This is a genomic window from Mesorhizobium sp. M0139, from assembly GCF_040322455.1.
In the GTDB taxonomy this organism is placed as follows: Bacteria; Pseudomonadota; Alphaproteobacteria; order Rhizobiales; family Rhizobiaceae; genus Mesorhizobium.
The window spans coordinates 288,118-309,907 of the sequence record NZ_JAMYTN010000009.1; the positions used below are offsets into that span (position 1 = coordinate 288,118).

A 21,790-nucleotide genomic window follows, 5' to 3' on the forward strand; every position below is an offset into this window, starting at 1 on the left:
ATCCCCTTTGTCCCAACCATCCAGGCAATCTCCCCGCGCATGAGCCTCGTCAAGAAATTCGCCACGGTTGCGTCCGGCACGCTGATGAGCCGCGCCCTTGGCTTTGGCCGCGAGATGCTGATGGCTGCCGCACTCGGCACCGGGCCGGTGGCGGACGCCTTCAACGCCGCCTTCCAGTTTCCAAACACGTTTCGCCGGCTGTTTGCCGAAGGCGCTTTCAACGCCGCCTTCGTGCCGCTGTTTGCCAAGGAGATCGAGACCCACGGCACCGACGGCGCCAAGCGCTTTTCGGAGGAAGTGTTCGGCGTCCTGTTCACCGCACTTCTGGCGCTGACCATCGTCATGGAATTGGCGATGCCGCTGATCGTGCGCTATCTCGTGGCGCCGGGCTTTGCCGACACGCCGGGCAAATTCGAGACGACCGTCCTGCTGGCGACGATCATGTTCCCGTATCTCATCTGCATGTCGCTCGCAGCGATGATGGCCGGCATGCTAAATTCGCTGCGCCGCTATTTCGCGGCTGCCGTGGCGCCGGCTTTCCTCAACATCATCCTGATCAGCGTGCTCGGCTACGCCTGGTACCACGGCATGGATGCCCGTGAGGTCGGTTTCAGCCTGTCCTGGGGCGTGCTGGCGGCGGGGCTGGTGCAGCTTGCCATCGTCTGGGTGGCGGTGCGCAATGCCGGCATCGCCATCGGCTTTCGCCGGCCGAAGATGACGCCCAACGTCAAGCGCCTGCTGATCCTGGCGCTGCCGGCGGCGATCACCGGCGGCATCACCCAGATCAACCAGCTGATCGGCACGGCGATCGCGTCGGCGCAGGACAGCGCCGTGTCCTCGCTTGCTTACGCCGACCGCATCTACCAGCTGCCGCTCGGCGTCGTCGGCGTTGCCGTCGCCATCGTGCTGTTGCCGGAGCTGTCGCGGGCGCTGAAATCGGGCAATCTGGTCGAGGCGGCCAATCTGCAGAACCGCTCGGTCGAGTTCACGCTGTTCATGACCTTGCCGGCGGCGGCGGCCCTTTGGGTAATGGCGGAGCCGATCGTGCGGCTGGTCTATGAGCGCGGCGCCTTCGCCGCCAACGGCTCGACGCCGACCGTGGCCGCGATCCTGGCGATTTTCGGCCTCGGCCTGCCGGCCTTCGTGCTGATCAAGGCCTTCACTCCCGGCTATTTCGCCCGCGAAGATACGCGCACGCCGATGATGTTCGCCGCCATTTCGGTCGGCGTGAACGTGATCACGGCACTGACGCTGTTCCCGAGCATGGGCGCGCCCGGCATTGCGGTGGCCTCGGCCGTGGCCGGCTGGGTCAACGCTGTGATGCTGCTCGCCGTGCTGATCCGACGCGGCCATTGGGGCCGCGACGTGCCATTGCTGAAGCGCATTCCGCGCCTGGTGCTGTCGGCTGCGGTGATGGCGGTGGCGCTCTATTTCGCCGAGCACTGGCTGGCCGTCAGGCTCGGCCCCGGCTCGCCACTGGTGATCAAGGCCGTGACGCTTCTCTCATTGGTAGCCGGCGGGGCTCTGCTCTACTTCATCACGGCCTTTGCCACCGGCGGCGCCGATTTCGGAATGATCCGGCGCAATGTGAAACGCGGCTCGGGCAAGGCAGCGGCGCCAGCGCCAAAGGCCGATCTGGACGAATAGTCCGGGCGAGCTAACAGCAACATCGATCTTGATCCTCTCCGCCCCTTCGTCCATAAGCGCGCCGTCGCAAGACTTTCGCCGCGCGTGGTTTCCAGCCGCGTGATTGGCTCCGAAAAGTCTGCAACTTTTCGGAATCACGCTTATACGGCCCTCCACAAGCCATGAGGAACCCATGACCGCCTTCAAACAGCTCGTCTTTTCCGGGGTACAGCCGACCGGCAATCTGCATCTCGGCAACTATCTCGGCGCCATCAAGAAATTCGTCGCCCTGCAGGACACGTCAGACTGCATCTATTGCGTCGTCGACCTGCATTCGCTGACGGCACAACTCGTCCATGACGACCTCGCCGACCAGACCCGCTCGATTACCGCGGCCTTCCTTGCCTCCGGCATCGACCCGAAGAAGCACATCGTCTTCAACCAGTCGCGGGTGATGCAGCATGCCGAGCTTGCCTGGATCTTCAATTGCGTGGCGCGCATCGGCTGGATGAACAAGATGACGCAGTTCAAGGACAAGGCCGGCAAGGACCGCGAGAACGCCTCGCTGGGCCTGCTTGCCTATCCCTCGCTGATGGCGGCCGACATCCTGCTCTACCGCGCGACCCATGTGCCGGTGGGCGAGGACCAAAAGCAGCATCTGGAGCTGACCCGCGACATCGCGCAAAAGTTCAATAATGATTTTTCGAGCCGCATCGCCAGTCTTGGCGTCGGCGTCGAGATGCAGGTTGGCGAGGAGACGGTAAACGGGTTCTTCCCGATAACCGAACCGGTGATCGGCGGGCCGGCGGCGCGCATCATGAGCCTGCGCGACGGTTCGAAGAAAATGTCGAAGTCGGACCCGTCCGACCTGTCGCGCATCAATTTGACCGACGATGCCGACACCATCTCGAAGAAGATCCGCAAGGCCAAGACCGACCCGGAAGCGTTGCCAAGCGAAGTCGACGGACTGGAAAGCCGCCCGGAAGCGGAAAACCTGGTCGGCATCTATGCCGGGCTGGCCGAGATGTCGAAGGCGGACGTGCTGAAGGAATTCGGCGGCCAGCAGTTTTCCGTGTTCAAGCCGGCGCTCGCCGACCTTGCCGTGGAAAAACTGGCGCCGATCGCCGGCGAGATGCGCCGTATCGAGGGCGACCGCGCCTATGTCGACGCGGTGCTGAGAGACGGCGGCGAACGCGCCGGCGCGCTGGCTGAGACCACCATGAAGACGGTACGCGACATTATCGGCCTGTTGCAGGGCTGATCCTACCGTCAGTGCACCGCACCATTCTGGCCCAAGGCCGGCGGCTTGCCGCCGGTCTGTCGCGGTGGCAGATTGCGGCCGAAAACATCGAGTAGATAGACATGGTCTCCAAACGCCTCAGTCGCGAAGCCGGCCATCGCAGGAAATTCCTGACGATCATCGACGACACGCCGGAGTGCGAGCGCGCCGTCGCGTACGCCTCCAAGCGGGCGCAGAGCACCAGCGGCACGCTGGTGCTGCTCTACATCATCACACCGGACGACTTTCAGCACTGGCTGGGCGTCGAGAAGATCATGCGCGAGGAAGCCAACGCCACGGCGCGCGCGGCACTCGACGGCTACGCCAACAAGGTGCGCCAGAAGCTCGGCATCGAGCCCGAGATGGTGGTGCGCGAAGGCAAGCCGACCGAAGAGATCCACAAGCTGATCGAGGAAGACCAGGACATCGCCATCCTGGTGCTGGCGGCAGGTGCCGGCAAGGAAGGACCCGGGCCGCTGGTCGGGGCTGTTGCCGGCAAGGGCGCCGCCTTCCCTATTCCCGTCACAGTGGTGCCGCAGAACCTTTCCGACGAGGAGATCGACAGCCTCGCATAGAGAGTGATGCCGGAAAGTGTGAAGCGGTTCGGATAACATCACGATCCTGGATTTATAGCCCGCGCGGGATTCATCCCCAGCCAGCAAAGACATTCCGCCAGCCAGCCGTTTTGAGCGACGCGTTTCGCTTGAATGTCCAGCAGATTGAGCCTATTTAGAACTATTCCAAACTAGCTGCCCGACTGGGGCACGGAGACGGCCATGTTCATCCAGACCGAATCGACGCCGAACCCGGCAACGCTGAAGTTCCTGCCCGGCAAGGAAGTCCTTGTTGAAGGCACCGCCGATTTCCGCGACGCCGACAGTGCAGCCAGCGCCTCGCCGCTGGCCGGCCGGCTGTTCGAGATCCCCGGCGTGACCGGCGTCTTCTTCGGCTATGACTTCATCACCGTGACCAAGGACGGCCCGGACTGGCAGCACCTGAAGCCGGCGATCCTGGGCGCCATCATGGAGCATTTCATGTCGGGCGCGCCCGTGATGGTCAACGCCGGCCCCGCCGCCGAGACCAGCCAGACCGGCGAATTCTACGACAAGGCTGACGAGCAACTGGTCATCACCATCAAGGAACTGCTCGACACCAGGGTGCGCCCGGCGGTTGCCCAGGATGGCGGCGACATCACCTTCCGCGGCTTCGAGAACGGCACCGTGTTCCTGCACATGAAGGGCGCCTGCGCCGGCTGCCCGTCCTCGACGGCGACGCTGAAGCACGGCATCCAGAACCTGCTCCGCCACTTCGTGCCGGAAGTACAGCAGGTCGAGCAGGTCTCCTAAGACCCCTTCACGCATTCGAGCGAGCAACAAAAAACCGGGCCAGATTGCCCGGTTTTCTGTTTTGGACGTCCGTTGTTGCCTAGACGGTCCGCGTACGAAGGGTAACGCCTACTTTGACCATGATCTTCCCGAAAACCGGTTCCACTTTTCGCTTTCGTGGACCTCGGTTCCGGATCATGGTCCTACATCACGATGACCTTGGCGCCGACCGACGTGCGGTCGTAGAGGTCGATGATGTCCTGGTTCATCAGCCGGATGCAGCCTGACGACATCGCCTTGCCGATCGAATTCCATTCCGGACTGCCGTGCAGGCGGTAGCCCATATCACCGCCCTTGTTGAACAGATACATGGCGCGCGCGCCGAGCGGGTTCTTCAGGCCCGGCTCCATGCCGCTCGCGAACTTCGCTAGCTCCGGCTGGCGCTGGATCATCTGCCGCGGCGGCGTCCAGGTCGGCCATTCGCGCTTCAGCGCGATATGGGCGGTCCCGTGCCATTCAAAGCCTTCGCGGCCGACGCCGATGCCGTAGCGGATCGCCCGGCCGTCGCCTTCGACGAAGTAGAGAAACTTGTTCTGAGTATCGACGACAATGGTGCCCGGCTTTTCCGAGGTGTCGTAGTTTACCTCTTGCCGGTGGTACTTCAGCGGCACCCTCTCGATCGGGATGCGCGGCAGTTGGTAGCCTGCATCGTTCACCGAACCGTAGTTGTTGGTGAACAGCTGAGAGCCGATCGTGCTGCAACCCGAGATCGCGGCCGACAACGCAAGTGCGGCGACGATTGCAAATGACTTCATGCGCATGAAATGGTCCGATGCCCCACCAAGATGTCGCGACACGTTACGGCCGCTTTTCCTGAAATCATTCATGCTGGCATTTGCTTTGCTTGCCAAGCGCGCGATGCCTATATGCAGGAGCTTACGTGCCGGTAAGCCGGCAACTATGGCATTTCGGCAACAGGACTCACGGGATTGTGAAGGAAAAACAATGGTCGGTCCTGTCGGATAGCCTAGAATCAGGGAACCACATCGAGGAATAACAATGAATGTAGGCGATGCCGCGGCGCGGTCCGGCCTGCCGGCCAAGACCATCCGCTACTATGAAGAGATCGGCCTGATCGCCCCGGCGCGCGCCGGCAATGGCTATCGCGATTATTCCAGCGACGACATCCATCGGCTAGCCTTCCTGCGCCGCGCTCGCAACCTCGGCTTTTCAATCGACGATTGCCGGCAGCTGATGGCGCTCTACCGGGACCGCAGCCGCGCCAGCCACGATGTGCGCGAGATCGCCGCCGCCCATGTCAGCGCCATCGAGGAAAAGGTGCGCGAGCTGCAGTCGATGCGCACGACCTTGCAGACGCTGATCCAGGCCTGCCATGGTGACGACCGGCCGGATTGCCCGATTTTGGATGACATTGCGGGGGCTGCGCTGCTCGAGAACAGGCCGGCTTCGGCCATATAGGTAGTATCTCGACTGACTAAAATACGGGAACGTCCAAGGGACAAGAACGGAACCAAAGCGGTTACATCAGACCTTTGCGTTCCCGGCGCAAGACTTTAGTCCGGCCGCCTTATAGCTAAGAACGGAAGTTGATCGGCGGACGCAGGGGCGTTCCGGAGCAATACCAGACCGCGCCGATACAGATATGGTGCGATCGCGGAAGGCGCTCGGATCAAGTCGTAGCCTCGGTTCTGTCAACCGTATAATTGCCGCCATTCCCCTACGGCTGGGTAGCGCTCGTGAGCAGTGGGTCATCTAGCTCTGCCTTTGTCTTCAGGACGGCATCAACGAGGGAACCGAACTCCTCGACGCTGAATGTGTAACTATCCTGGACCGCTCCCATATGGCTGAGGCGGAAGCGTACGAATTTCCGGTTTTCGGCTGGGATGCGCTTCACCAGAAACATGAATGAATAGGGACCCGCGATCGCTGAGTACCGGCGCAACTCTTCGGTCGCGGGGAAAAGCCGGTTGATGAATCCCAAAAACCCCATGGTGTCTCCCCTCGTGCCAAGGACCGTGCTTCTTATCATTGCGAGAGAAAATTCGCCTATGGGTTTGTCAACCATACGATCGCCATGGTCACAGGCGATTATCCGGTTGACAAACCCAAAGTGATTACGCGGGGTAAGGGCATAGGAGATTTCCATGTCCGTTCTGTCCCGCCCCGAGTTCCACGACGAAGCCAAGGCTTTCGAGCATGTGGAAGGCATCTTGTGGCCGAATGGTCCGGTTTGCCCCAAGTGCGGCTCTGTTGATCGCCACTACGCATTGAAGGGCGTTCGCACCAAGCCGTCCAAGAAGAACCCCAATGGTGTCGAGCGTCACGGCCTGTACAAGTGCAGCGCTTGCCGCTCGCAGTTCACCGTCCGTATGGGTTCGATCTTTGAGGAAAGCCATATGCCGCTCACCAAGTGGCTTCAGGCTATCCACCTTATGTGTGCCTCTAAGAAGGGCATCAGCGCTCACCAGATGCACCGCATACTCGAATGCAAGTATGAGACCGCTTGGTTCCTGTGCCACCGCATTCGCCTTGCAATGGCATCTGGCGACTTCTCCCCGCTTGGCGGCAACGGCAAGACCGTAGAAGTTGACGAGACCTACATTGGCCGTCTCGCTAACGCTCCCGTCAAACGTGGCGGTGGCGCTCACAAGAACACGGTCGTTACGCTGGTAGAGCGTGGTGGCCGCGCCCGTTCCTTCCACGTCGATACGGCCCGCATGGGCAACGTCATGCCAATCGTTCGCGCCAACATCGCTCGCGAGAGCGCATTGATGAGCGACGAAAGCGGCATCTATCGCCGTGCCAGCCAGGATTTCGCCTCGCACGATGTCGTCACGCATTCCAAGGACGAGTACGTGCGCTACGAAGGCGAGAAGACCATCCACACGAACACCGTGGAAGGCTTCTATTCGATTTTCAAGCGCGGCATGAAAGGCGTCTATCAGCATTGCGGCGAACACCATCTGCACCGCTACCTCGCTGAGTTCGACTTCCGCTACAGCAACCGCATTGCCAGGGTGTTGATGACGGCACCCGCACTTTCATCGCGTTGAAGGGTGCCGCTGGTAAGCGCCTCACCTATCATAGACCTGCTTGACGAGAAGCGGACGCATTTCCGGAAGGCGGTGCAACTCGAATTGCCCTACTGGCGATATGCGAGGCACACGAAGCCGGGGCGATGAACCCCGGCTTTGCTATGAGAGCAAGTCCAGATATTGGTCGGCTTCGTCTTTTGGCATTGCCCGAAGTTCTTCCTCGGTCATGCCGGCTGCCTTAAGCTTGGCAAGCTGGTCTAAGGAAAGCATGCGGCTATCACCGAGGAATTCCTCGTCCGATAGGAGTGGCCGTGCAACTACCTCACCCTTCTCGACAGGAACGCCCTTCTTGAAACTCCTGTTGGGATACCATTCTTTGAGACCCCAAGTTCCGCGGTCAACCTTCACGAGATCGCCAACATCATTAGCGCGGCGTGTAAGGACCGAACCAATGGTGTTGACGGCATCTTTGGAGTTCATTGCGAGGCCGCCACGCTTGAATGCGGCAGCAATGTCGGGATTGCGCAAAGGTTGACGCTTGGCCGCCAGCAACTTTTTAGCAGCGTCGACAATGGACATTCCCAAGAAGGCCCCCGGCGAATCAATGTCCGAATTTTGCCCCGTGGGGGCGACCGAAGCCGCCGTCAAATAAGAGCCGGATGGGGTTCCGCCACGGATCGCTTCGATGGCGCTAATGGCTTGTTCTATTTGAGCCTTCTTGGCCCGGAGATCATTAAGCACAACCTCGTACGGGTCAGTGGCCATTGATTCCACAGACATTTTTGTTGCTCCCAGAGCTTAGTGGTGCTATACGGGAAGCCGTCGATACTGACTGCGAAGCAGCCGACTGGCGGCTTTCAGTGGGACATCAGGGGTCGTGGACCCCCTCCTGCTATTCTGACCGTCATCTTCTTTGCAACCTCCTCGTCTCTTGGCCTACCGGGCTGGGTTGAGGTTAAAGGGCTGTGTGGGGCCACGAACTCCACACAGCCCTTATCGCATGAGTCGCTGGAATAAACAAGCAGCGCTAGGGTTGGCCGCTACGAAACCCACTCAAAACTCAAGCAGGACATCCTGTGATGGAATCCAAGCAGCCGAAGTCGCAAGTCGAGAAGTTCCGGGAAGCCGCCGGCGAACTGAAAACCGATCAGTCAGACGCCGCCTTTGAAGCCGTGGTGAACAAGATCGCCCACGCACCGAAGCTCACCAATGAGCAGATAAAAGAACTGGTGCGCCGGAAGCGAGAGGAAGCCAAGGACTAGGCCCCAATGCGCCGTGTGGTTTGAATCGGCGCATCGATCAGCGCCTTATAGCCAGTTGCGACGTGTTTGACGACTGCGACTTGGTCATCGGGGTTTGAGATTTTCCTCGCTTCAAGTTGAAGGGTAACCGCACCTTCAACCCTGGATGACCATGTTTAGCTGGTCGGTGGATAGATGGTCGCGGACATTGCACTTACCGGGGAGCTTCCATTTCGTCCGCAGTTGGGCTGCCGTCCCGCCGAACATGATTTGGTAAATCGCATCGGTGTTATTCGAATAGTGGAACCACTCCGTCGCACCATGCTCCTTGTAGGAATTGGTTGCGGCAATTCGGATAGTTTTGCTTCGGCCCCGAGTTTCAGCGCGTTCGATGCTACGGCGGAGAAGCTCCGCCTCCATCATATTGAACGCTTGGATATAGCGCTCTTTCCAGCGCATTGCCCTAGGGCCGGTAAAGCCCATAACTAGCAACGAGAACCCATCCCGCGTCATGCGGAACATAGGCTGAAGGCGGCCACGATTATCCTCGTATTCAATCGGCTCAAAGTTGAGCCGATAAAATTCCTCTGAGCATTCAATGCCTTCGACATCGCGAAGGACATTTTTGTGTAATTTGCCGAACCGTTCCGCCACGGCCAAAGAGTCAACAAACAAGCGCTCGTCGGTGAAGTTCAACAACTTCATCGCATCGAACATCGTCAACTGTTGCTCACCAGAATCAACCATCGCGGTGCCCCCGTTGCCCAAGGCGGCAACATTAGCACAGGTGGCTCTATTCCCCTACGGCTGGGTAGCTTTCGGAAATTGCACACGGTATGCTTCGCGTTCCATAGATTCTTTGAGGCGCTCCGTGCCACTTCCGATGTTTCTTTTTGCTGCAACGCCAGTCATGATATTTATATATTTCAGTCTTTTAGATATCAGAACAAATAGGTGGAAAAAGACCGATAGAAAACCTCTGCTATACGTCTATATAGCACTTCATATCGCCGTAATTATTGGAATAATTGTATCCTTTTTTGAGTTATATATTAAAGATTGATAGCAGGGCCTGAATTGTCCCCTGCGCCGGCCTGTCAGGCATATAATCCTATTTCACTTTGGGTTTGTCAACCGGATAATCGCCTAGTCACACAGGGTTCAAACCGTGAACAAAATCTGGCATGGTGGCTGCCATGCCGATCATTTCACCGATTCCCCTCAATCCGCTGATCGACGGCCGCCAGTCCGAACGCGCCATGCTGGTGCGGCGTGGCGTGCAGCGGCTGCTTATGCAAATGGGCATGCATGTGCTGCCCGAACTGTCGCTGGCCACCGGGCGGCGCGCCGACCTTGTGGCGCTGACCAGGCAGGGCGACATCTGGATCATCGAGATCAAATCCTCGATCGAGGATTTTCGCGTCGACCGCAAATGGCCTGATTACCGGCTGCACTCCGACCGCTTCTTCTTCGCCACCCATCCGGGCGTGCCATCGGAGATCTTCCCCGAGGAATGCGGCTTCATCCTCTCCGACGGCTACGGCGCCGAGATTCTGCGCGATGCGCCCGAGCACCGCATGGCCGCAGCAACGCGCAAGGCGTTGATGCTGCGCATTGCACGGGCGGGTGCGGCGCGGCTGCTGGCGGCGGAGCTGGCGGGTGTGGCGGTGCCGGCGCTGGCGGGAGAGAGCGAGTAGACGAAGCTCAAGTTCCTCGCCCCGCTTTGCGGGGGCGAGGAACCCAAGAACACCTACTCCACCACCTCCTCCACCCCTGCCGCCGGCGCCATCAGGAGCACGGCGGCACCCAGCAGCGCTGCAACGAAGGACCCCGCCAGGATGCCGACCTTGACGGCGTCCTGCAGCGCCATGTCGTTGGCGAAGGCGAGCAGGCCGATGAACAGGCTCATGGTGAAGCCGATGCCGCAGAGCAGCGAAATGCCGATCATGTGCAGCCAGCCGGCATTGACCGGCAGGTCGGCGAAGCCGAGCCGGATGGCAAGCGCGGACGAGCCGAAGACGCCGACCAGCTTCCCCAGCACCAGGCCAGCGGCAACGCCGAGCGTCAGCGGCTCGACCAGGGCAGAGGCGCTGAGGCCGGCCAGCGACACGCCGGCATTGGCAAAGCCGAAGATCGGGATGACGAAGAAGGGCACGATCTTGTGCAGGCCGTGTTCAAGCCGGTGCAACGGCGAATGGTCGAGATCGTGGCCGCTGCCGTCAGAGATTTTCAGCGGAATGGTGAGCGCCAGCGCGACGCCGGCCAGCGTGGCATGCACGCCCGATTTCAGCACCAGCACCCACAGCACGGCGCCGAGCACTAGGTAGGGCGTCAGCCTCGTCACCCGCATACGGTTGAGCACGATGAGCACCGCGATGACGGCGAAGGCGGCGCCGAGATAGGCGAGCGACAAGCCGCTTGTGTAGAAGATGGCGATGATGATGACGGCGCCGAGATCGTCGATGATGGCGAGCGCGGTGAGAAAGATCTTGAGCGACGCCGGCACGCGGTTGCCGAGCAGCGACAGTACGCCGAGCGCAAAGGCGATGTCGGTGGCGGTCGGGATCGCCCAGCCGGAGAGCGCGGCGGCGTTGTTGCGGTTGATGGCGACATAGACCAGCGCGGGAACCAGCATGCCGCCGGCGGCGGCGACGCCCGGCAACACGCGGCGCGGCCAGGTCGAGAGCTGACCGTCGAGCATCTCGCGCTTGATCTCGAGGCCGACCAGCAGGAAGAACACCGCCATCAGCCCATCATTGATCCAGTGCGACACGCTGAGCGGGCCGAGATAGGCGTGGAGAGCGGCGAAATAGGTTCCGGCCAATGGTGAATTGGCGACGATCAGCGCAAGGGCTGCCGCAACCATCAGGATGATGCCGCCCGCCGCCTCGCCGTCGAGGAATTCGCGAAGGATGGATTTCGGCTGCTTGTCGCGCATCTGTGCTCCGTTGCCGGGTTTTCCGGCGGCGTTATTGCCGATGATGGGCAAAGGTCGATGGCACGGCAAGCGCAACTGTTTCCAGCGTTGGCGCGGCCCCAACCAATCCGCGTGGCGCTGCGGCGGACCCATAGGGGGAGAGAAGTGTCACCTATGTATCCGGTTCAAAGTGTTACCCATCTATCGGCTGGACAGCAGCTTCAGCCTCGCCGTCGTCTCCTGCAACGCCGGCGATTGGCGAAACCGGCGATGAGAGCGCCCCTCTCCCCCGTCTCTATACGGGGAGAGGATGCCGGCAGGCAGGTGAGGGGCAGCGCTGAGGTTCGGCAATTGGCGGCCGGCGCCGCCGGCGCGTGAACCTCAGCGTGGTGCGCGCTTGGCGAGTATGCGCTGCAGCGTGCGGCGATGCATGTTGAGCCGGCGCGCGGTTTCCGACACGTTGCGGTCGCACATTTCGTAGACGCGCTGGATGTGTTCCCAGCGCACGCGGTCGGCCGACATCGGATTTTCCGGGGGGGCGGCGCGCTCGCCGGCGGTGCGGGTGAGCGCTGCAAACACGTCGTCGGCGTCAGCCGGCTTCGACAGATAGTCGATGGCGCCGAGCTTCACCGCGGTCACCGCGGTGGCGATGTTGCCGTAGCCGGTGAGGATGACGGTGCGGGCATCGTCGCGCTTCTCGCGGATGGCGGCGACGACGTCGAGGCCGTTGCCGTCGCCAAGCCGCATGTCGACCACCGCATAGGCCGGCGGGTGGGCGCGCGCCTTGGCCACTGCCTCCTCGACGCTCTCGGCCGTGTCGACCACGAAACCCCTGGTTTCCATGGCGCGGGCCAGCCGCGTCAGGAACGGCTTGTCGTCGTCAACGATGAGCAGCGAGGTGTCCTCGCCTTCGACCATTGCGCCAATTGCTTCTTCGCCAGTCATTATCTTAAAAAATCCTGCTGCCTTAATTTTACGCAGATATAGTTCCTGAACGCCATTGTCCAATTTTGCCGCCTCCGCCAAGGCTTTTACGCGGTGTCGAACATCGAGATCCCCACCGATTCCGGGTTGAGGAAGACGGTGCGGGGCCACGATATCTGCACGATGGCGCCCTCGCCCAGTCCGCTCGAATTGCGGAAATCGAGCGTGGCGCCGGAGCGTTCGAGCAAGGTCTTGGCGATGAACAGCCCGAGACCCAGGCCACCGCCAGCCTCGTTGCCCTGGCGTGTCGACATATAGGGCTCGCCGATGCGATCGATGATTTCGGGGGGAAAGCCCGGCCCGTCATCGATGATCGAGAAGGTGACGTCGAGTTCGTCCCAGCTCCATCGCACCGTCACACTGTTGCGGGCGAAGTCGACGGCGTTCTCGACCAGATTGCCGAGGCCGTAGATGACGCCGGGGTTGCGCCGTCCCACCGGTTCGGGGCCGACGCGCTCGCCCGGCCGAAGCTTGATCGAGATGCCGAAATCGCGGTGCGGCGCGGTCACCTCCTCGACCAGCGAGGTCAGCGGCAGACGCGACAGATGCGCCTCGCCCTCGGAGGACAGGCTGGTCAGCCGCTTCAGGATCTCGCGGCAGCGCTCGCTCTGCGACCGCAGAAGTTTGACGTCCTCACCGTATTTTGGGTCGTCGCCAAGTGCCTTTTCCATCTCCTTGGAGACAAGGGCGATGGTGGCGAGCGGCGTGCCGAGTTCGTGCGCGGCGGCGGCGGCAAGCCCATCCAGAGCCGACAGATGCTGCTCGCGCTGCAACACCAGTTCGGTGGCGGCAAGCGCATTGGCGAGCAGGCGGGCTTCCTCGGCAACGCGGAAGGCATAGATGGCAGTGAAGGCGATCGAGGAAAACACCGCCATCCATATGCCGGCGACATAGATGAATGGCATGGGCAGAGGCGCGCCCTCATACCATGGCAGCGGCTGGTGGAAGAAGACCAGCAACGTGGCCGCCGCCATGACCAGCGCGCCGAGCACCGCAGTCAGCCGCAGCGGCAGCGAGGCCGCCGAGATGACGACGGGCACGGTCATCAGCACCGAGAACGGGTTGGTGAGGCCGCCAGTCAAATAGAGCAGGCCGGCAAGCTGCAGGCTGTCGAAGGTCAGGATGAAAAAGGCTGAGAACGGGGTCAGCCGGTGCGCTGCCGGATAGCGGAAGGTCAGCACCAGGTTGAGCCAGGCCGAGCAGGCGACCAGCGCGAAGCAGAGGCTGACTGGCAGCGGGAATTTGAGCCCATAGGCGATCACCAGCACCGCCAGGCTCTGGCCCACGATGGCCAGCCAGCGCAGCCGGATCAGCGTGTTGAGGCGCAGCCGCTGGCTTTGCTGGAAGTCTGGCGCGTGCACGATGTTGATCATGGCCAAGGATTATAGCCGGGAAAGGACGAGCGCTAGGTCCCTCGCGGTTTGGCGCGGGCGGTGGCCGCAGCGAGCAGCGGATTTTCCGGCCAGACATGGCGGGGATAGCGGCCGCGCATGTCGGTGCGCACATCGGCCCAGGAGCCGCGCCAGAAGCCGGGCAGGTCGCGCGTCGTCTGGATCGGCCGGTGCGCCGGCGACAACAGCTCGAGCGTCAGCGGCACGGTGCCGTTGGCGATTGCCGGATGGCGGTCAAGGCCGAACAGTTCCTGCACGCGGATGGCCAGCACCGGCCATTCGCCGTCATAGCGGATCGGCACATGGCTGCCGGAGGGCGCGTCGAAATGGGTCGGCGCCAGTGTGCCGACCTTGCGCTGCAATTCGTGCGGCACCAGCGCCATCAGGCCCGACGACAGCGTGCCGGGGTCGATGGCGGCGAAGGACGCCTTGCCCGACAGGAACGGCAGCAGCCAGTCGTCGAGGCGTTCGAGCAGGGCGGCTTCCGAAACATCGGGCCAGGGCGCGCCGAGGCCGCGATGCAGCCAGCCTAGGCGCTGGCGCAGCGTCTCGCCGTCCTTGCCCCATTCCAGCAGCGACAGGCCGTGCTCGCGCAAGGCATCCAGGATGGCGCGGTCGGCGTCTGTTCCAGTTGGTGCGGGCAGCATGCGCTCCGACAAAGTGATGGCGCCGAGCCTGGCGGTCTCGCGCACGCGCACCGCGCGCCGCTCGCGGTCGAAGCTTGTCTCGCGGCGCGTCTCGATCCTGTCGGAGAGTGCGGCGCGGATATCGGCCTCGTCAACGGCTGCCGCCGCCGTGATGCGGGCATTTTGCGCCTTGCCTTGCAGATCGGCGACGACCAGCCAGCTCTCACCGGCCAGCGGATCGGCGGCGTCGAGCATGGCGCCGGAGCCGTTGGCCAGCACGAAACGCCCGCGCTCGCCGCGCGCTCTGGCGACACGGTCCGGCCAGGCGTGGATGAGGAGAAGACCGGCAGAAGCGGCTTCGCTGCTCTTGGCGCCGCCCGCCTGCTTCGCCAATCGTTCGGCAAGCTGCCTTGCCGCAACGGCGCGCGGTGACTTTTCCGTGCGGAAGCGCATCAGGCGCCGTTCGAGGTCGGCGCCGTCGCCGCCAAGGCCACGCTCGGTGAGCAGGACGGCTAGCATCGCAGCCTCGAGCGCGTGGCCGCCGCCAGCGGCTTCAGCGACCATGTGTGCGAGCCGCACGGGCAGCGCCAGCTTGCGCATCGCGCCGCCCGCCTCCGTCAGCCGGCCGGCTGCATCGATGGCGTGCAGCGCCAGGAGCAGCGCCCGCGCCTCGTTGAGCGCGGGAATGGGCGGCGGATCGAGGAAGGACAGGCTTGCGGGATCGGCGACGCCGAAGGCGGCGCAATCGAGCAGCAGGCCGGACAGGTCGGCTTCGAGAATCTCGGGTGGGGTGAAGGCGGGAAGGGCCGCCGTCTGCTCGGCCCGCCAAAGGCGGATGGCGACGCCTGGCTGCGTGCGTCCGGCGCGACCGGCGCGCTGGTCGGCGGACGCCCTGGAAACGCGCACCGTCTCCAGCCGGGTCAGGCCGCTCGCCGGTTCGTAGCGCGGCAGCCGCGACAGGCCGGAATCGATGACGACGCGCACGCCGTCGATGGTGATCGAGGTCTCGGCGATCGACGTCGCCAGCACCACCTTGCGGCGGCCGGGCGGCGCCGGTTTGATGGCGGCATCCTGCGCCCTGTTGTCGAGCTGGCCGTAGAGCGGCACGATGTCGGTGTCGGCGCCGAGCCGGCCCTGCAGCCGCTCGGCCGTGCGCTCGATCTCGCGCTGTCCCGGCAGGAAGGCGAGCACGCTGCCGCTCTCGCCGGCAAGAGCGGAGCGGATCGCCTTGGCCATGGCGTCTTCGATGGGAACGCCGGCTGGCCGCTCGTCGTATCTGACATCGACGGGGAACGCACGGCCTTGGCTTTCGATCACCGGGGCGCCGGACAGGAGTTTCGCGACGCGCGCGCCATCGAGCGTTGCCGACATCACCAGCAAGCGCAAATCGGGCCGCAGCGCGCCCTGCACATCGAGCGCCAAAGCGAGGCCAAAATCGCCGTCGAGCGAGCGCTCGTGGAATTCGTCGAAAACCACCGCCGAGACGCCGGGCAGCTCGGGATCGTCTAGGATCATGCGCGCCAGGACGCCTTCGGTGACGACCAGGATTTTTGTCCGGGCCGATGTGCGGTTTTCCATGCGCATGGCATAGCCGACAGTGGCGCCGGGCTCTTCATCAAGCAATTGGGCCATGCGGCGGGCGGCGGCGCGGGCGGCGAGCCGGCGCGGTTCGAGCAGGACGATCTTGCCGGCGACCAGCCAGGGCGCATCGAGCAGCGCCAGCGGCACCAGCGTCGTCTTGCCGGCGCCGGGCGGCGCCACCAGGACGGCGCTGTTGCCGGAGCCGAGCGCCTCGCTCAGGGCCGGCAGCACGGCGGATACCGGAAGCTCCGGCAAGGATCTCGTCGTCATTGCGTCCGCATATCAGCGGTCACCACAACCGTGCAACGGCTCAAAGCCTTGTGCGTGAAAACGGGTTCCAGCGCACCGTGCCCAGCCGCACCTCCTCGCGCACCATGGTGAGCAGGCCAGACGCGCCAACGACGGCCAAGCCGACCAGCGATATCCAGTCCGGATACTCCTGGAAGAACAACGCACCGAGGATCACCGCCCAGACGATCTGCGAATAATGCGTCGGCGCCATGCGGTTGGCCGGCGCGTATTTGGCGGCCAGCAGCTGCAGCAATTGGCCGCCGGCGGTAAAGGCGCCGCCCAGCACCAGCCACAGCAGTTGCATGGCGTTGGGGAGGGTGAACGATGTGGCGATGGTGGCGGCCCCGTTGAACAGCAGCCCGTAACCGATGAGCACGCCGAGCATGGTGGTGCGCTTTTCCTGCTGGGCGAGCGACCGCATCAGGATGACGCTGGCCGCGGCAAGGAAGGCCACCGTGAAGGCGGCAAGGTGTCCGAGATGCAACTCGCGAAAACCTGGCCGCACCACCAGCATGACACCTGCAAAGCCGGCAACCACCGCCAGCCAGCGCCATGGACCGACCTTTTCTTTCAGGATGACGGTCGAGAGAATGGTAACGCAAAGCGGCGCCAGGAAGATCAGTGCATAGGTCTCGGCCAGCGGAATGGTGGTGAAGGCGTAGACGCTGAGCACGCCCGAGGCGATGCCGGCCCAGGCGCGGGCCTGCACCGCCCATGGCCGCCCGGTGCGCCAGAAGTCGCGCCAGCGCTCATCGACTGGGCGGCTGAAAAACAGGAAGCAGCCGGCAAACAGCGTGATGAAGAAGCCGATCTCGAAGACGGTGAACTGTCCGCCAAGGCTCTTGATAACGGCATCGCTGCACGAATAGCTTGCATAGGCGATGAGGGCGAGCAGGATTCCGTTCGTCACGTTTTTCCATTTCCGGGGAGAGTGCAGTGAAGGTATTGGCGCTCGGCGCGCATCCCGACGACATCGAGATATTCATGTTCGGTACGCTGGCTGCCTATGCCACGCAAGGCGCAGAACTGACTTTTGCCGTGGCCACGGATGGCGCCAGGGGCGGCATGGGCGACCCGAGCGTTTTGGCTCGTGTCCGCCGCGACGAGGCGGCGGCCGCTGCGGCGTTGCTCGGCGCAACCCTTCGCTTTCTCGACTTTCCCGACGGCGAACTGGTGGCTGATGCGGCACTGATCGCTTCGCTGAAAGCGCTGATACGCGAGACCGCGGCGGATCTGGTTATCACGCATGCCCCCAACGACTATCACGCCGACCATCGTGCTTTGTCGGACGGCGTGCGCATCGCGGCCTCGTTCGGCGTCCCCGTGCTGCATGCCGACACGATGGGCGGCACCGGCTTTGCGCCGACGCATTATGTCGACATTTCCGCCTACCGCGATATCAAGACGCAGGCGATCCGAGCGCACCAATCGCAGTGGCCGGAGCAATATGTCGACAGAGCGCGCGTTCAGAATGAGTTTCGCGCCGGGCAATGCAACAGCGTTCCCGGCTCCCTGGCCGAGGCCTTCCGATTCGAGCCGACTTTTCCCTTCGCTGACATCCGCGCGCTGCTGCCGCCCGCGCCCCCTGTTCGGCCGGTGACGCCGCAGACGAAAATTATAGGCGACCCCGGCTAAGCAACTTCCGGGCGAGCCGTCCGGCAATCATTTCCCAACGATTTCAATCGCCGTTTCGCCATGTTGCGGCGCAGCGACGAATTCGCTTGCCTTGTTTAGTAAAAATTGCATCACTAAACAAATTACTAAACATCTGCGGCGCACCGCGCCGCCCTGGCGACGCATAGCGCGCCGTGTTTAGCCCCTCGGAGGAGCGAGGGTTGAGGGGTTCTTGAAACGGCCATCCGGGCGCGTTTCGCAAATGGGAGGAAGGCATGAAATCGAGCTTGAAATTGGCGTTGGGGCTGGCCTCGGCGATTACCGCGTCGACAGCCGTCTCGAACGCGGCGCACGCTGAAGACCTGACGCTTTGCTGGGCCGCCTGGGATCCGGCAAACGCGCTGGTCGAACTGTCCAAGGATTTTACCAAGGAAACCGGCATCGGCATGAAATTCGAATTCGTGCCGTGGACCAACTATGCCGACCGCTTCCTCAACGAGCTCAACTCGCATGGCAAACTGTGCGACCTGATCATCGGCGACAGCCAGTGGATCGGCGGCTCGGCCGAGAACGGCCACTACGTCAAGCTGAACGACTTCTTCGACAAGGAGAAGATCAGCATGGACGACTTCGTGCCGGCAACCGTCGTCGGCTATTCCGAATGGCCGAAGAACACGCCGAACTACTGGGCGCTGCCGGCCATGGGCGACGTCGTCGGCTGGACCTACCGCAAGGACTGGTTCTCCAAGCCGGAACTGCAGAAGGAATTCAAGGAAAAGTATGGTTGGGACCTCGGCCCACCGACCACCTTCGACCAGCTGAAGCAGGTCGCCGAGTTCTTCCAGAAGCGCGAGATCGACGGCAAGACCGTCTATGGCGCTTCGATCTACACCGAGCGTGGCTCGGAAGGCATCACCATGGGCGCCATGGACGTGCTCTACAGCTACGGCTTCCAGTATGAAAACCCCAAGAAGCCCTACGAGATGGAAGGCTTCGTCAATTCGCCAGACGCGGTCAAAGGCCTGGAGTTCTACAAGTCGCTCTACGATTGCTGCACGCCTCCGGGTGCCTCGAACAGCTATATGGGCGAAGGCGTCGACGCCTTCAAATCCGGTCAGGTGGCCATGCACATGAACTTCGCCTTCACCTGGCCCGGCCTGCAGAAGGACGAGAATGTCGGCGGTGACAAGATCGGCTACTTCGTCAATCCGAAGGGTCCCGGCGGCGCCCAGTTTGCGCAGCTTGGCGGCCAGGGCATTTCGGTCGTGTCCTATTCCGACAAGCAGGAATCGGCGCTGAAATACATCAAGTGGTTCGCCAACAAGGATGTGCAGGCCAAATGGTGGTCGCTCGGCGGCTATTCCTGCCTGAACGCGGTGGTCAAGGACCCGGCCTTCCCGTCCAGCCAGCCCTATGCGCAGACCTTCCTCGACTCGATGGCGATCGTGAAGGACTTCTGGGCCGAGCCGAGCTACGCGCCGCTGCTGCAGGCGTCGCAGAAGCGCTTCCACGACTATGTCGTTGCCGGCCAGGGTTCGGCCAAGGACGCGCTTGACGGCCTGGTCAAGGACTGGACGCAAGTGTTCCAGGACGACGGCAAGATGTAACCGGACCAACGGCTCCTCCCGAGCCTGACCCCAGAGGCGGATGATTTTCAGGCCGAATCGATCAGAAATCATCCGCCTCAGGGCTAAAAAGAGAGAGAGCATGATGTCGTCCGAAAACCGCTTCACACTTTTCGGCATCATGCTCTTGGCCCCGTGCTGCCCTTGGCACGGGACGCAGTTCAGATAAATTCCAGTGTCGAGACTTGACGTGACCGAAGCAGGACTCACCATGCTCAATCGGACTGCGGAGAACGTTGCCCGGGCGACCCCGGAGCCGTTGGCCCGCAAGGTCCGGGGGATCAGCGACAAGGGCCTCGCCTGGCTGTTCATCTCGCCGACGATCCTGTTGCTCTTGGCCATCAACATCTTCCCGCTGTTCTGGGCGATCTACCTGTCCTTCACCAACTTCCGCGCGAACCGCCCGAACGAGGTGGTGAAAAACCTCGGCTTCGCCAACTACCAGCGCATCCTCGGCGACCAGGACATCTGGATCGCCATGCAGACGACGGCGCATTTCGTGTTCTGGACGATCCTGCTGCAGACGCTGATCGGTTTCACGCTGGCATGGCTGATCGACAGGAAGTTTCGCGGCCACGCCTTCTGGACGACCATCATCCTGGTGCCGATGATGCTGTCGCCGGCGGTGGTCGGCAATTTCTGGCGTTTCCTCTACGAGCCGCAGATCGGCCTGTTCGCCTACGCCATCTCGTTCGTCACCCGGATACCACCGACCGACATCCAGATGCTGTCCAACGTGTCGCTGGCGCCGTGGTCGATCATCATCGTCGACACCTGGATGTGGACGCCCTATGTCATGCTGATCTGTCTCGCCGGCCTGCGCTCCATCCCCGAATACATCTATGAAGCCGCCGAGGTCGACCGCGCGTCCAACTGGCGGCAGTTCTGGTCGATCACGCTGCCCATGGCGCTGCCCTTCATCATGCTGGCGGTGCTGTTTCGCGGCATCGAGAACTTCAAGATGTTCGACATGGTCAACCTGCTGACCGGTGGCGGGCCGGGCTCGACCACCGAGGTCGCCTCGATCACGCTGAAGCGGCAGGCGTTCGAGAGCTGGCGCACCGGATATTCCTCGGCCTTCGCCATCATCCTGTTCGTCGCGGTGTTTGGGCTGGCCAACATCTACGTCAAGGCGCTGAACAAGGTGAAGCAGAGATGAGCCTGACCACCGCCCACTCCGTCGTCGCCCCCTCGGCCAATTCGAAGCGGATCGCCGGCACGATCATCGTGCTCTACGCGCTGATCTCGATCGTGCCGCTGCTGTGGATCTTCGCCACCAGCTTCAAGACGCCGCCGGATTCGATCGCCTATCCGCCCAAGATTCTGTTCCAGCCGAGCATCGAGGGCTATTGCAACCTGTTCACGACGCGCACCAGGCAAACGCCCGAGTATATCAACTCGCTCGGACCCGCGACCGGTTTCTGCGACGAGACCTCGCGCAAGCGCAACATGGTGATTGCCGGCCCGTCCAATTTCCTGCCGCGCTTCGTCAATTCGCTGATCATCGCCTTCGGCTCGACCTTCTGCGCGGTCTTCCTCGGCACGCTGTCTGCCTATGGTTTCTCGCGCTTCAAGGTGCCGCTGGCCGACGACCTTCTGTTCTTCATCCTGTCGACGCGCTTCATGCCGCCGATCGCGGTCGCGATTCCCATCTACCTGATGTACCGCGAGCTCGGCCTGTCCGACACCGCGCTGGGCATGATCCTGCTCTACACCGCGGTCAACGTGTCACTCGCGGTGTGGCTGCTGAAAGGCTTCATCGACGAGATCCCGCGCGAGTATGAGGAAGCGGCGATGATCGACGGCTATACCAGGCTGCAGGCCTTCTGGCGCACCGTGCTGCCGCAAGCGACTACCGGCATCGCCGCGACCGCCATCTTCTGCCTGATCTTCGCCTGGAACGAATATGCGTTCGCCGCACTCCTGACCTCCGGCACCGCGCAGACCGCGCCGCCCTTCATCCCGACCATCATCGGCGAAGGCGGCCAGGACTGGCCGGCGGTGGCGGCCGGCACGACCATCTTCCTGGTGCCGATCCTGGTCTTCACCATCCTGCTTCGCAAACAATTGCTGCGCGGCATCACTTTTGGGGCGGTGCGCAAATGATTGGTGTGCCAGGTCGACCCCCACACCGTCGCGCATAGCTAGAACCCACACACCCGCACGACGGGGTATAGGAAGGGCGCGAACATCAATCAACCAGGCTCCCATACAATCCCACCCGAGGGGGGAGG

General features: G+C 62.5%; 20 protein-coding genes and 1 pseudogene. 12 read left to right on the top strand and 9 right to left on the bottom strand.

The annotated features are described in order from the left end of the window. Positions 1–39 precede the first annotated feature (39 nt). The 4 genes from murJ (at position 40) to NKJ58_RS17935 (ending at position 4,251) form a co-directional block, all read left to right on the top strand. Positions 40–1,647, top strand: a complete 1,608-nt coding sequence (gene murJ / locus NKJ58_RS17920) for a murein biosynthesis integral membrane protein MurJ (RefSeq protein ID WP_352518564.1) — start codon at positions 40–42, stop codon at positions 1,645–1,647. A 172-nt stretch (positions 1,648–1,819) separates the two neighbouring features. Further along, entirely contained in the window at positions 1,820–2,887 is a 1,068-nt protein-coding gene (gene trpS / locus NKJ58_RS17925; RefSeq protein WP_023672858.1) for a tryptophan--tRNA ligase, read from the top strand. 101 nt (positions 2,888–2,988) lie between these two features. Next, positions 2,989–3,480 (top strand): universal stress protein, encoded by a 492-nt coding sequence (locus NKJ58_RS17930; protein ID WP_023672856.1) that lies wholly within the window; start codon positions 2,989–2,991, stop codon positions 3,478–3,480. Positions 3,481–3,681: 201 nt separating this feature from the next. Beyond that, positions 3,682–4,251, top strand: a complete 570-nt coding sequence (locus NKJ58_RS17935; RefSeq protein WP_023685140.1) for a NifU family protein — start codon at positions 3,682–3,684, stop codon at positions 4,249–4,251. 182 nt (positions 4,252–4,433) lie between these two features. Here NKJ58_RS17935 and NKJ58_RS17940 read toward each other — a convergent pair whose 3' ends face one another. Next, positions 4,434–5,051, bottom strand: coding sequence for a L,D-transpeptidase (locus NKJ58_RS17940; protein WP_023692663.1), 618 nt, complete (start codon positions 5,049–5,051; stop codon positions 4,434–4,436). A gap of 238 nt (positions 5,052–5,289) precedes the next feature. On the opposite strand from NKJ58_RS17940, the gene cueR reads away from it, so the two are divergent. Further along, on the top strand, positions 5,290–5,709 hold the full coding sequence (cueR, locus tag NKJ58_RS17945; protein ID WP_023703112.1) for a Cu(I)-responsive transcriptional regulator: 420 nt from the start codon (positions 5,290–5,292) through the stop codon (positions 5,707–5,709). 259 nt (positions 5,710–5,968) lie between these two features. Here cueR and NKJ58_RS17950 read toward each other — a convergent pair whose 3' ends face one another. Next, complete coding sequence (locus NKJ58_RS17950; protein ID WP_023828574.1) at positions 5,969–6,397, bottom strand: hypothetical protein; 429 nt, start codon at positions 6,395–6,397, stop codon at positions 5,969–5,971. On the opposite strand from NKJ58_RS17950, the pseudogene NKJ58_RS17955 reads away from it, so the two are divergent. Continuing rightward, a pseudogene (locus NKJ58_RS17955) lies at positions 6,396–7,348 on the top strand (IS1595 family transposase). The gene NKJ58_RS17950 and the pseudogene NKJ58_RS17955 overlap by 2 nt on opposite strands. Positions 7,349–7,445: 97 nt before the next feature. On the opposite strand, the gene NKJ58_RS17960 reads toward NKJ58_RS17955, so the two are convergent. Further along, entirely contained in the window at positions 7,446–8,066 is a 621-nt protein-coding gene (locus NKJ58_RS17960; protein ID WP_023834374.1) for a winged helix-turn-helix domain-containing protein, read from the bottom strand. A gap of 299 nt (positions 8,067–8,365) precedes the next feature. Between NKJ58_RS17960 and NKJ58_RS17965 the strand changes: the two genes are divergently transcribed. Continuing rightward, positions 8,366–8,548 carry a hypothetical protein gene (locus tag NKJ58_RS17965; protein WP_023703116.1) on the top strand — a complete coding sequence of 61 codons (183 nt, stop codon included), beginning with the start codon at positions 8,366–8,368 and terminating at the stop codon, positions 8,546–8,548. Positions 8,549–8,683: 135 nt separating this feature from the next. Here the strand turns inward: NKJ58_RS17965 and NKJ58_RS17970 are convergent, their stop codons facing one another. Further along, on the bottom strand, positions 8,684–9,274 hold the full coding sequence (locus NKJ58_RS17970) for a Rha family transcriptional regulator (RefSeq protein ID WP_352518565.1): 591 nt from the start codon (positions 9,272–9,274) through the stop codon (positions 8,684–8,686). A 449-nt stretch (positions 9,275–9,723) separates the two neighbouring features. On the opposite strand from NKJ58_RS17970, the gene NKJ58_RS17975 reads away from it, so the two are divergent. Next, entirely contained in the window at positions 9,724–10,224 is a 501-nt protein-coding gene (locus NKJ58_RS17975) for an MmcB family DNA repair protein (protein ID WP_352518566.1), read from the top strand. 53 nt (positions 10,225–10,277) lie between these two features. Here the strand turns inward: NKJ58_RS17975 and nhaA are convergent, their stop codons facing one another. The 5 genes from nhaA to NKJ58_RS18000 all read right to left on the bottom strand — a co-directional run bounded on the left by nhaA (position 10,278) and on the right by NKJ58_RS18000 (position 17,227). Continuing rightward, positions 10,278–11,465: a Na+/H+ antiporter NhaA gene (nhaA, locus tag NKJ58_RS17980; protein ID WP_352518567.1), complete on the bottom strand. Its 1,188-nt coding sequence runs from the start codon at positions 11,463–11,465 to the stop codon at positions 10,278–10,280. 360 nt (positions 11,466–11,825) lie between these two features. Next, complete coding sequence (locus NKJ58_RS17985; RefSeq protein WP_352518568.1) at positions 11,826–12,389, bottom strand: ActR/PrrA/RegA family redox response regulator transcription factor; 564 nt, start codon at positions 12,387–12,389, stop codon at positions 11,826–11,828. Positions 12,390–12,475: 86 nt separating this feature from the next. Continuing rightward, entirely contained in the window at positions 12,476–13,801 is a 1,326-nt protein-coding gene (locus tag NKJ58_RS17990) for an ActS/PrrB/RegB family redox-sensitive histidine kinase (protein WP_352518597.1), read from the bottom strand. A 32-nt stretch (positions 13,802–13,833) separates the two neighbouring features. After that, on the bottom strand, positions 13,834–16,296 hold the full coding sequence (gene hrpB, locus NKJ58_RS17995) for an ATP-dependent helicase HrpB (RefSeq protein WP_352811506.1): 2,463 nt from the start codon (positions 16,294–16,296) through the stop codon (positions 13,834–13,836). A gap of 40 nt (positions 16,297–16,336) precedes the next feature. Continuing rightward, complete coding sequence (locus tag NKJ58_RS18000) at positions 16,337–17,227, bottom strand: DMT family transporter (RefSeq protein ID WP_352853555.1); 891 nt, start codon at positions 17,225–17,227, stop codon at positions 16,337–16,339. A gap of 26 nt (positions 17,228–17,253) precedes the next feature. On the opposite strand from NKJ58_RS18000, the gene NKJ58_RS18005 reads away from it, so the two are divergent. From NKJ58_RS18005 to NKJ58_RS18020, 4 genes are all read left to right on the top strand, one after another. Next, entirely contained in the window at positions 17,254–17,952 is a 699-nt protein-coding gene (locus tag NKJ58_RS18005; protein ID WP_352853557.1) for a PIG-L deacetylase family protein, read from the top strand. A gap of 254 nt (positions 17,953–18,206) precedes the next feature. Further along, positions 18,207–19,538: an ABC transporter substrate-binding protein gene (locus NKJ58_RS18010; protein ID WP_023684201.1), complete on the top strand. Its 1,332-nt coding sequence runs from the start codon at positions 18,207–18,209 to the stop codon at positions 19,536–19,538. Positions 19,539–19,767: 229 nt separating this feature from the next. After that, positions 19,768–20,715, top strand: a complete 948-nt coding sequence (locus NKJ58_RS18015) for a carbohydrate ABC transporter permease (RefSeq protein WP_031198535.1) — start codon at positions 19,768–19,770, stop codon at positions 20,713–20,715. Then, entirely contained in the window at positions 20,712–21,662 is a 951-nt protein-coding gene (locus NKJ58_RS18020; protein WP_023711245.1) for a carbohydrate ABC transporter permease, read from the top strand. The genes NKJ58_RS18015 and NKJ58_RS18020 overlap by 4 nt, the downstream gene beginning before the upstream one ends. Positions 21,663–21,790: the final 128 nt, after the last annotated feature.

Bases quoted from the DNA above. Each gene is read 5' to 3' on its own strand.
- murJ (WP_352518564.1), top strand. From the start codon at position 40: ATGAGCCTCGTCAAGAAATTCGCCACGGTTGCGTCCGGCACGCTGATG.
- trpS (WP_023672858.1), top strand. From the start codon at position 1,820: ATGACCGCCTTCAAACAGCTCGTCTTTTCCGGGGTACAGCCGACCGGC.
- NKJ58_RS17930 (WP_023672856.1), top strand. From the start codon at position 2,989: ATGGTCTCCAAACGCCTCAGTCGCGAAGCCGGCCATCGCAGGAAATTC.
- NKJ58_RS17935 (WP_023685140.1), top strand. From the start codon at position 3,682: ATGTTCATCCAGACCGAATCGACGCCGAACCCGGCAACGCTGAAGTTC.
- NKJ58_RS17940 (WP_023692663.1), bottom strand. From the start codon at position 5,051: ATGCGCATGAAGTCATTTGCAATCGTCGCCGCACTTGCGTTGTCGGCC.
- cueR (WP_023703112.1), top strand. From the start codon at position 5,290: ATGAATGTAGGCGATGCCGCGGCGCGGTCCGGCCTGCCGGCCAAGACC.
- NKJ58_RS17950 (WP_023828574.1), bottom strand. From the start codon at position 6,397: ATGGAAATCTCCTATGCCCTTACCCCGCGTAATCACTTTGGGTTTGTC.
- NKJ58_RS17960 (WP_023834374.1), bottom strand. From the start codon at position 8,066: ATGTCTGTGGAATCAATGGCCACTGACCCGTACGAGGTTGTGCTTAAT.
- NKJ58_RS17965 (WP_023703116.1), top strand. From the start codon at position 8,366: ATGGAATCCAAGCAGCCGAAGTCGCAAGTCGAGAAGTTCCGGGAAGCC.
- NKJ58_RS17970 (WP_352518565.1), bottom strand. From the start codon at position 9,274: ATGGTTGATTCTGGTGAGCAACAGTTGACGATGTTCGATGCGATGAAG.
- NKJ58_RS17975 (WP_352518566.1), top strand. From the start codon at position 9,724: ATGCCGATCATTTCACCGATTCCCCTCAATCCGCTGATCGACGGCCGC.
- nhaA (WP_352518567.1), bottom strand. From the start codon at position 11,465: ATGCGCGACAAGCAGCCGAAATCCATCCTTCGCGAATTCCTCGACGGC.
- NKJ58_RS17985 (WP_352518568.1), bottom strand. From the start codon at position 12,389: ATGACTGGCGAAGAAGCAATTGGCGCAATGGTCGAAGGCGAGGACACC.
- NKJ58_RS17990 (WP_352518597.1), bottom strand. From the start codon at position 13,801: ATGATCAACATCGTGCACGCGCCAGACTTCCAGCAAAGCCAGCGGCTG.
- hrpB (WP_352811506.1), bottom strand. From the start codon at position 16,296: ATGACGACGAGATCCTTGCCGGAGCTTCCGGTATCCGCCGTGCTGCCG.
- NKJ58_RS18010 (WP_023684201.1), top strand. From the start codon at position 18,207: ATGAAATCGAGCTTGAAATTGGCGTTGGGGCTGGCCTCGGCGATTACC.
- NKJ58_RS18015 (WP_031198535.1), top strand. From the start codon at position 19,768: ATGCTCAATCGGACTGCGGAGAACGTTGCCCGGGCGACCCCGGAGCCG.
- NKJ58_RS18020 (WP_023711245.1), top strand. From the start codon at position 20,712: ATGAGCCTGACCACCGCCCACTCCGTCGTCGCCCCCTCGGCCAATTCG.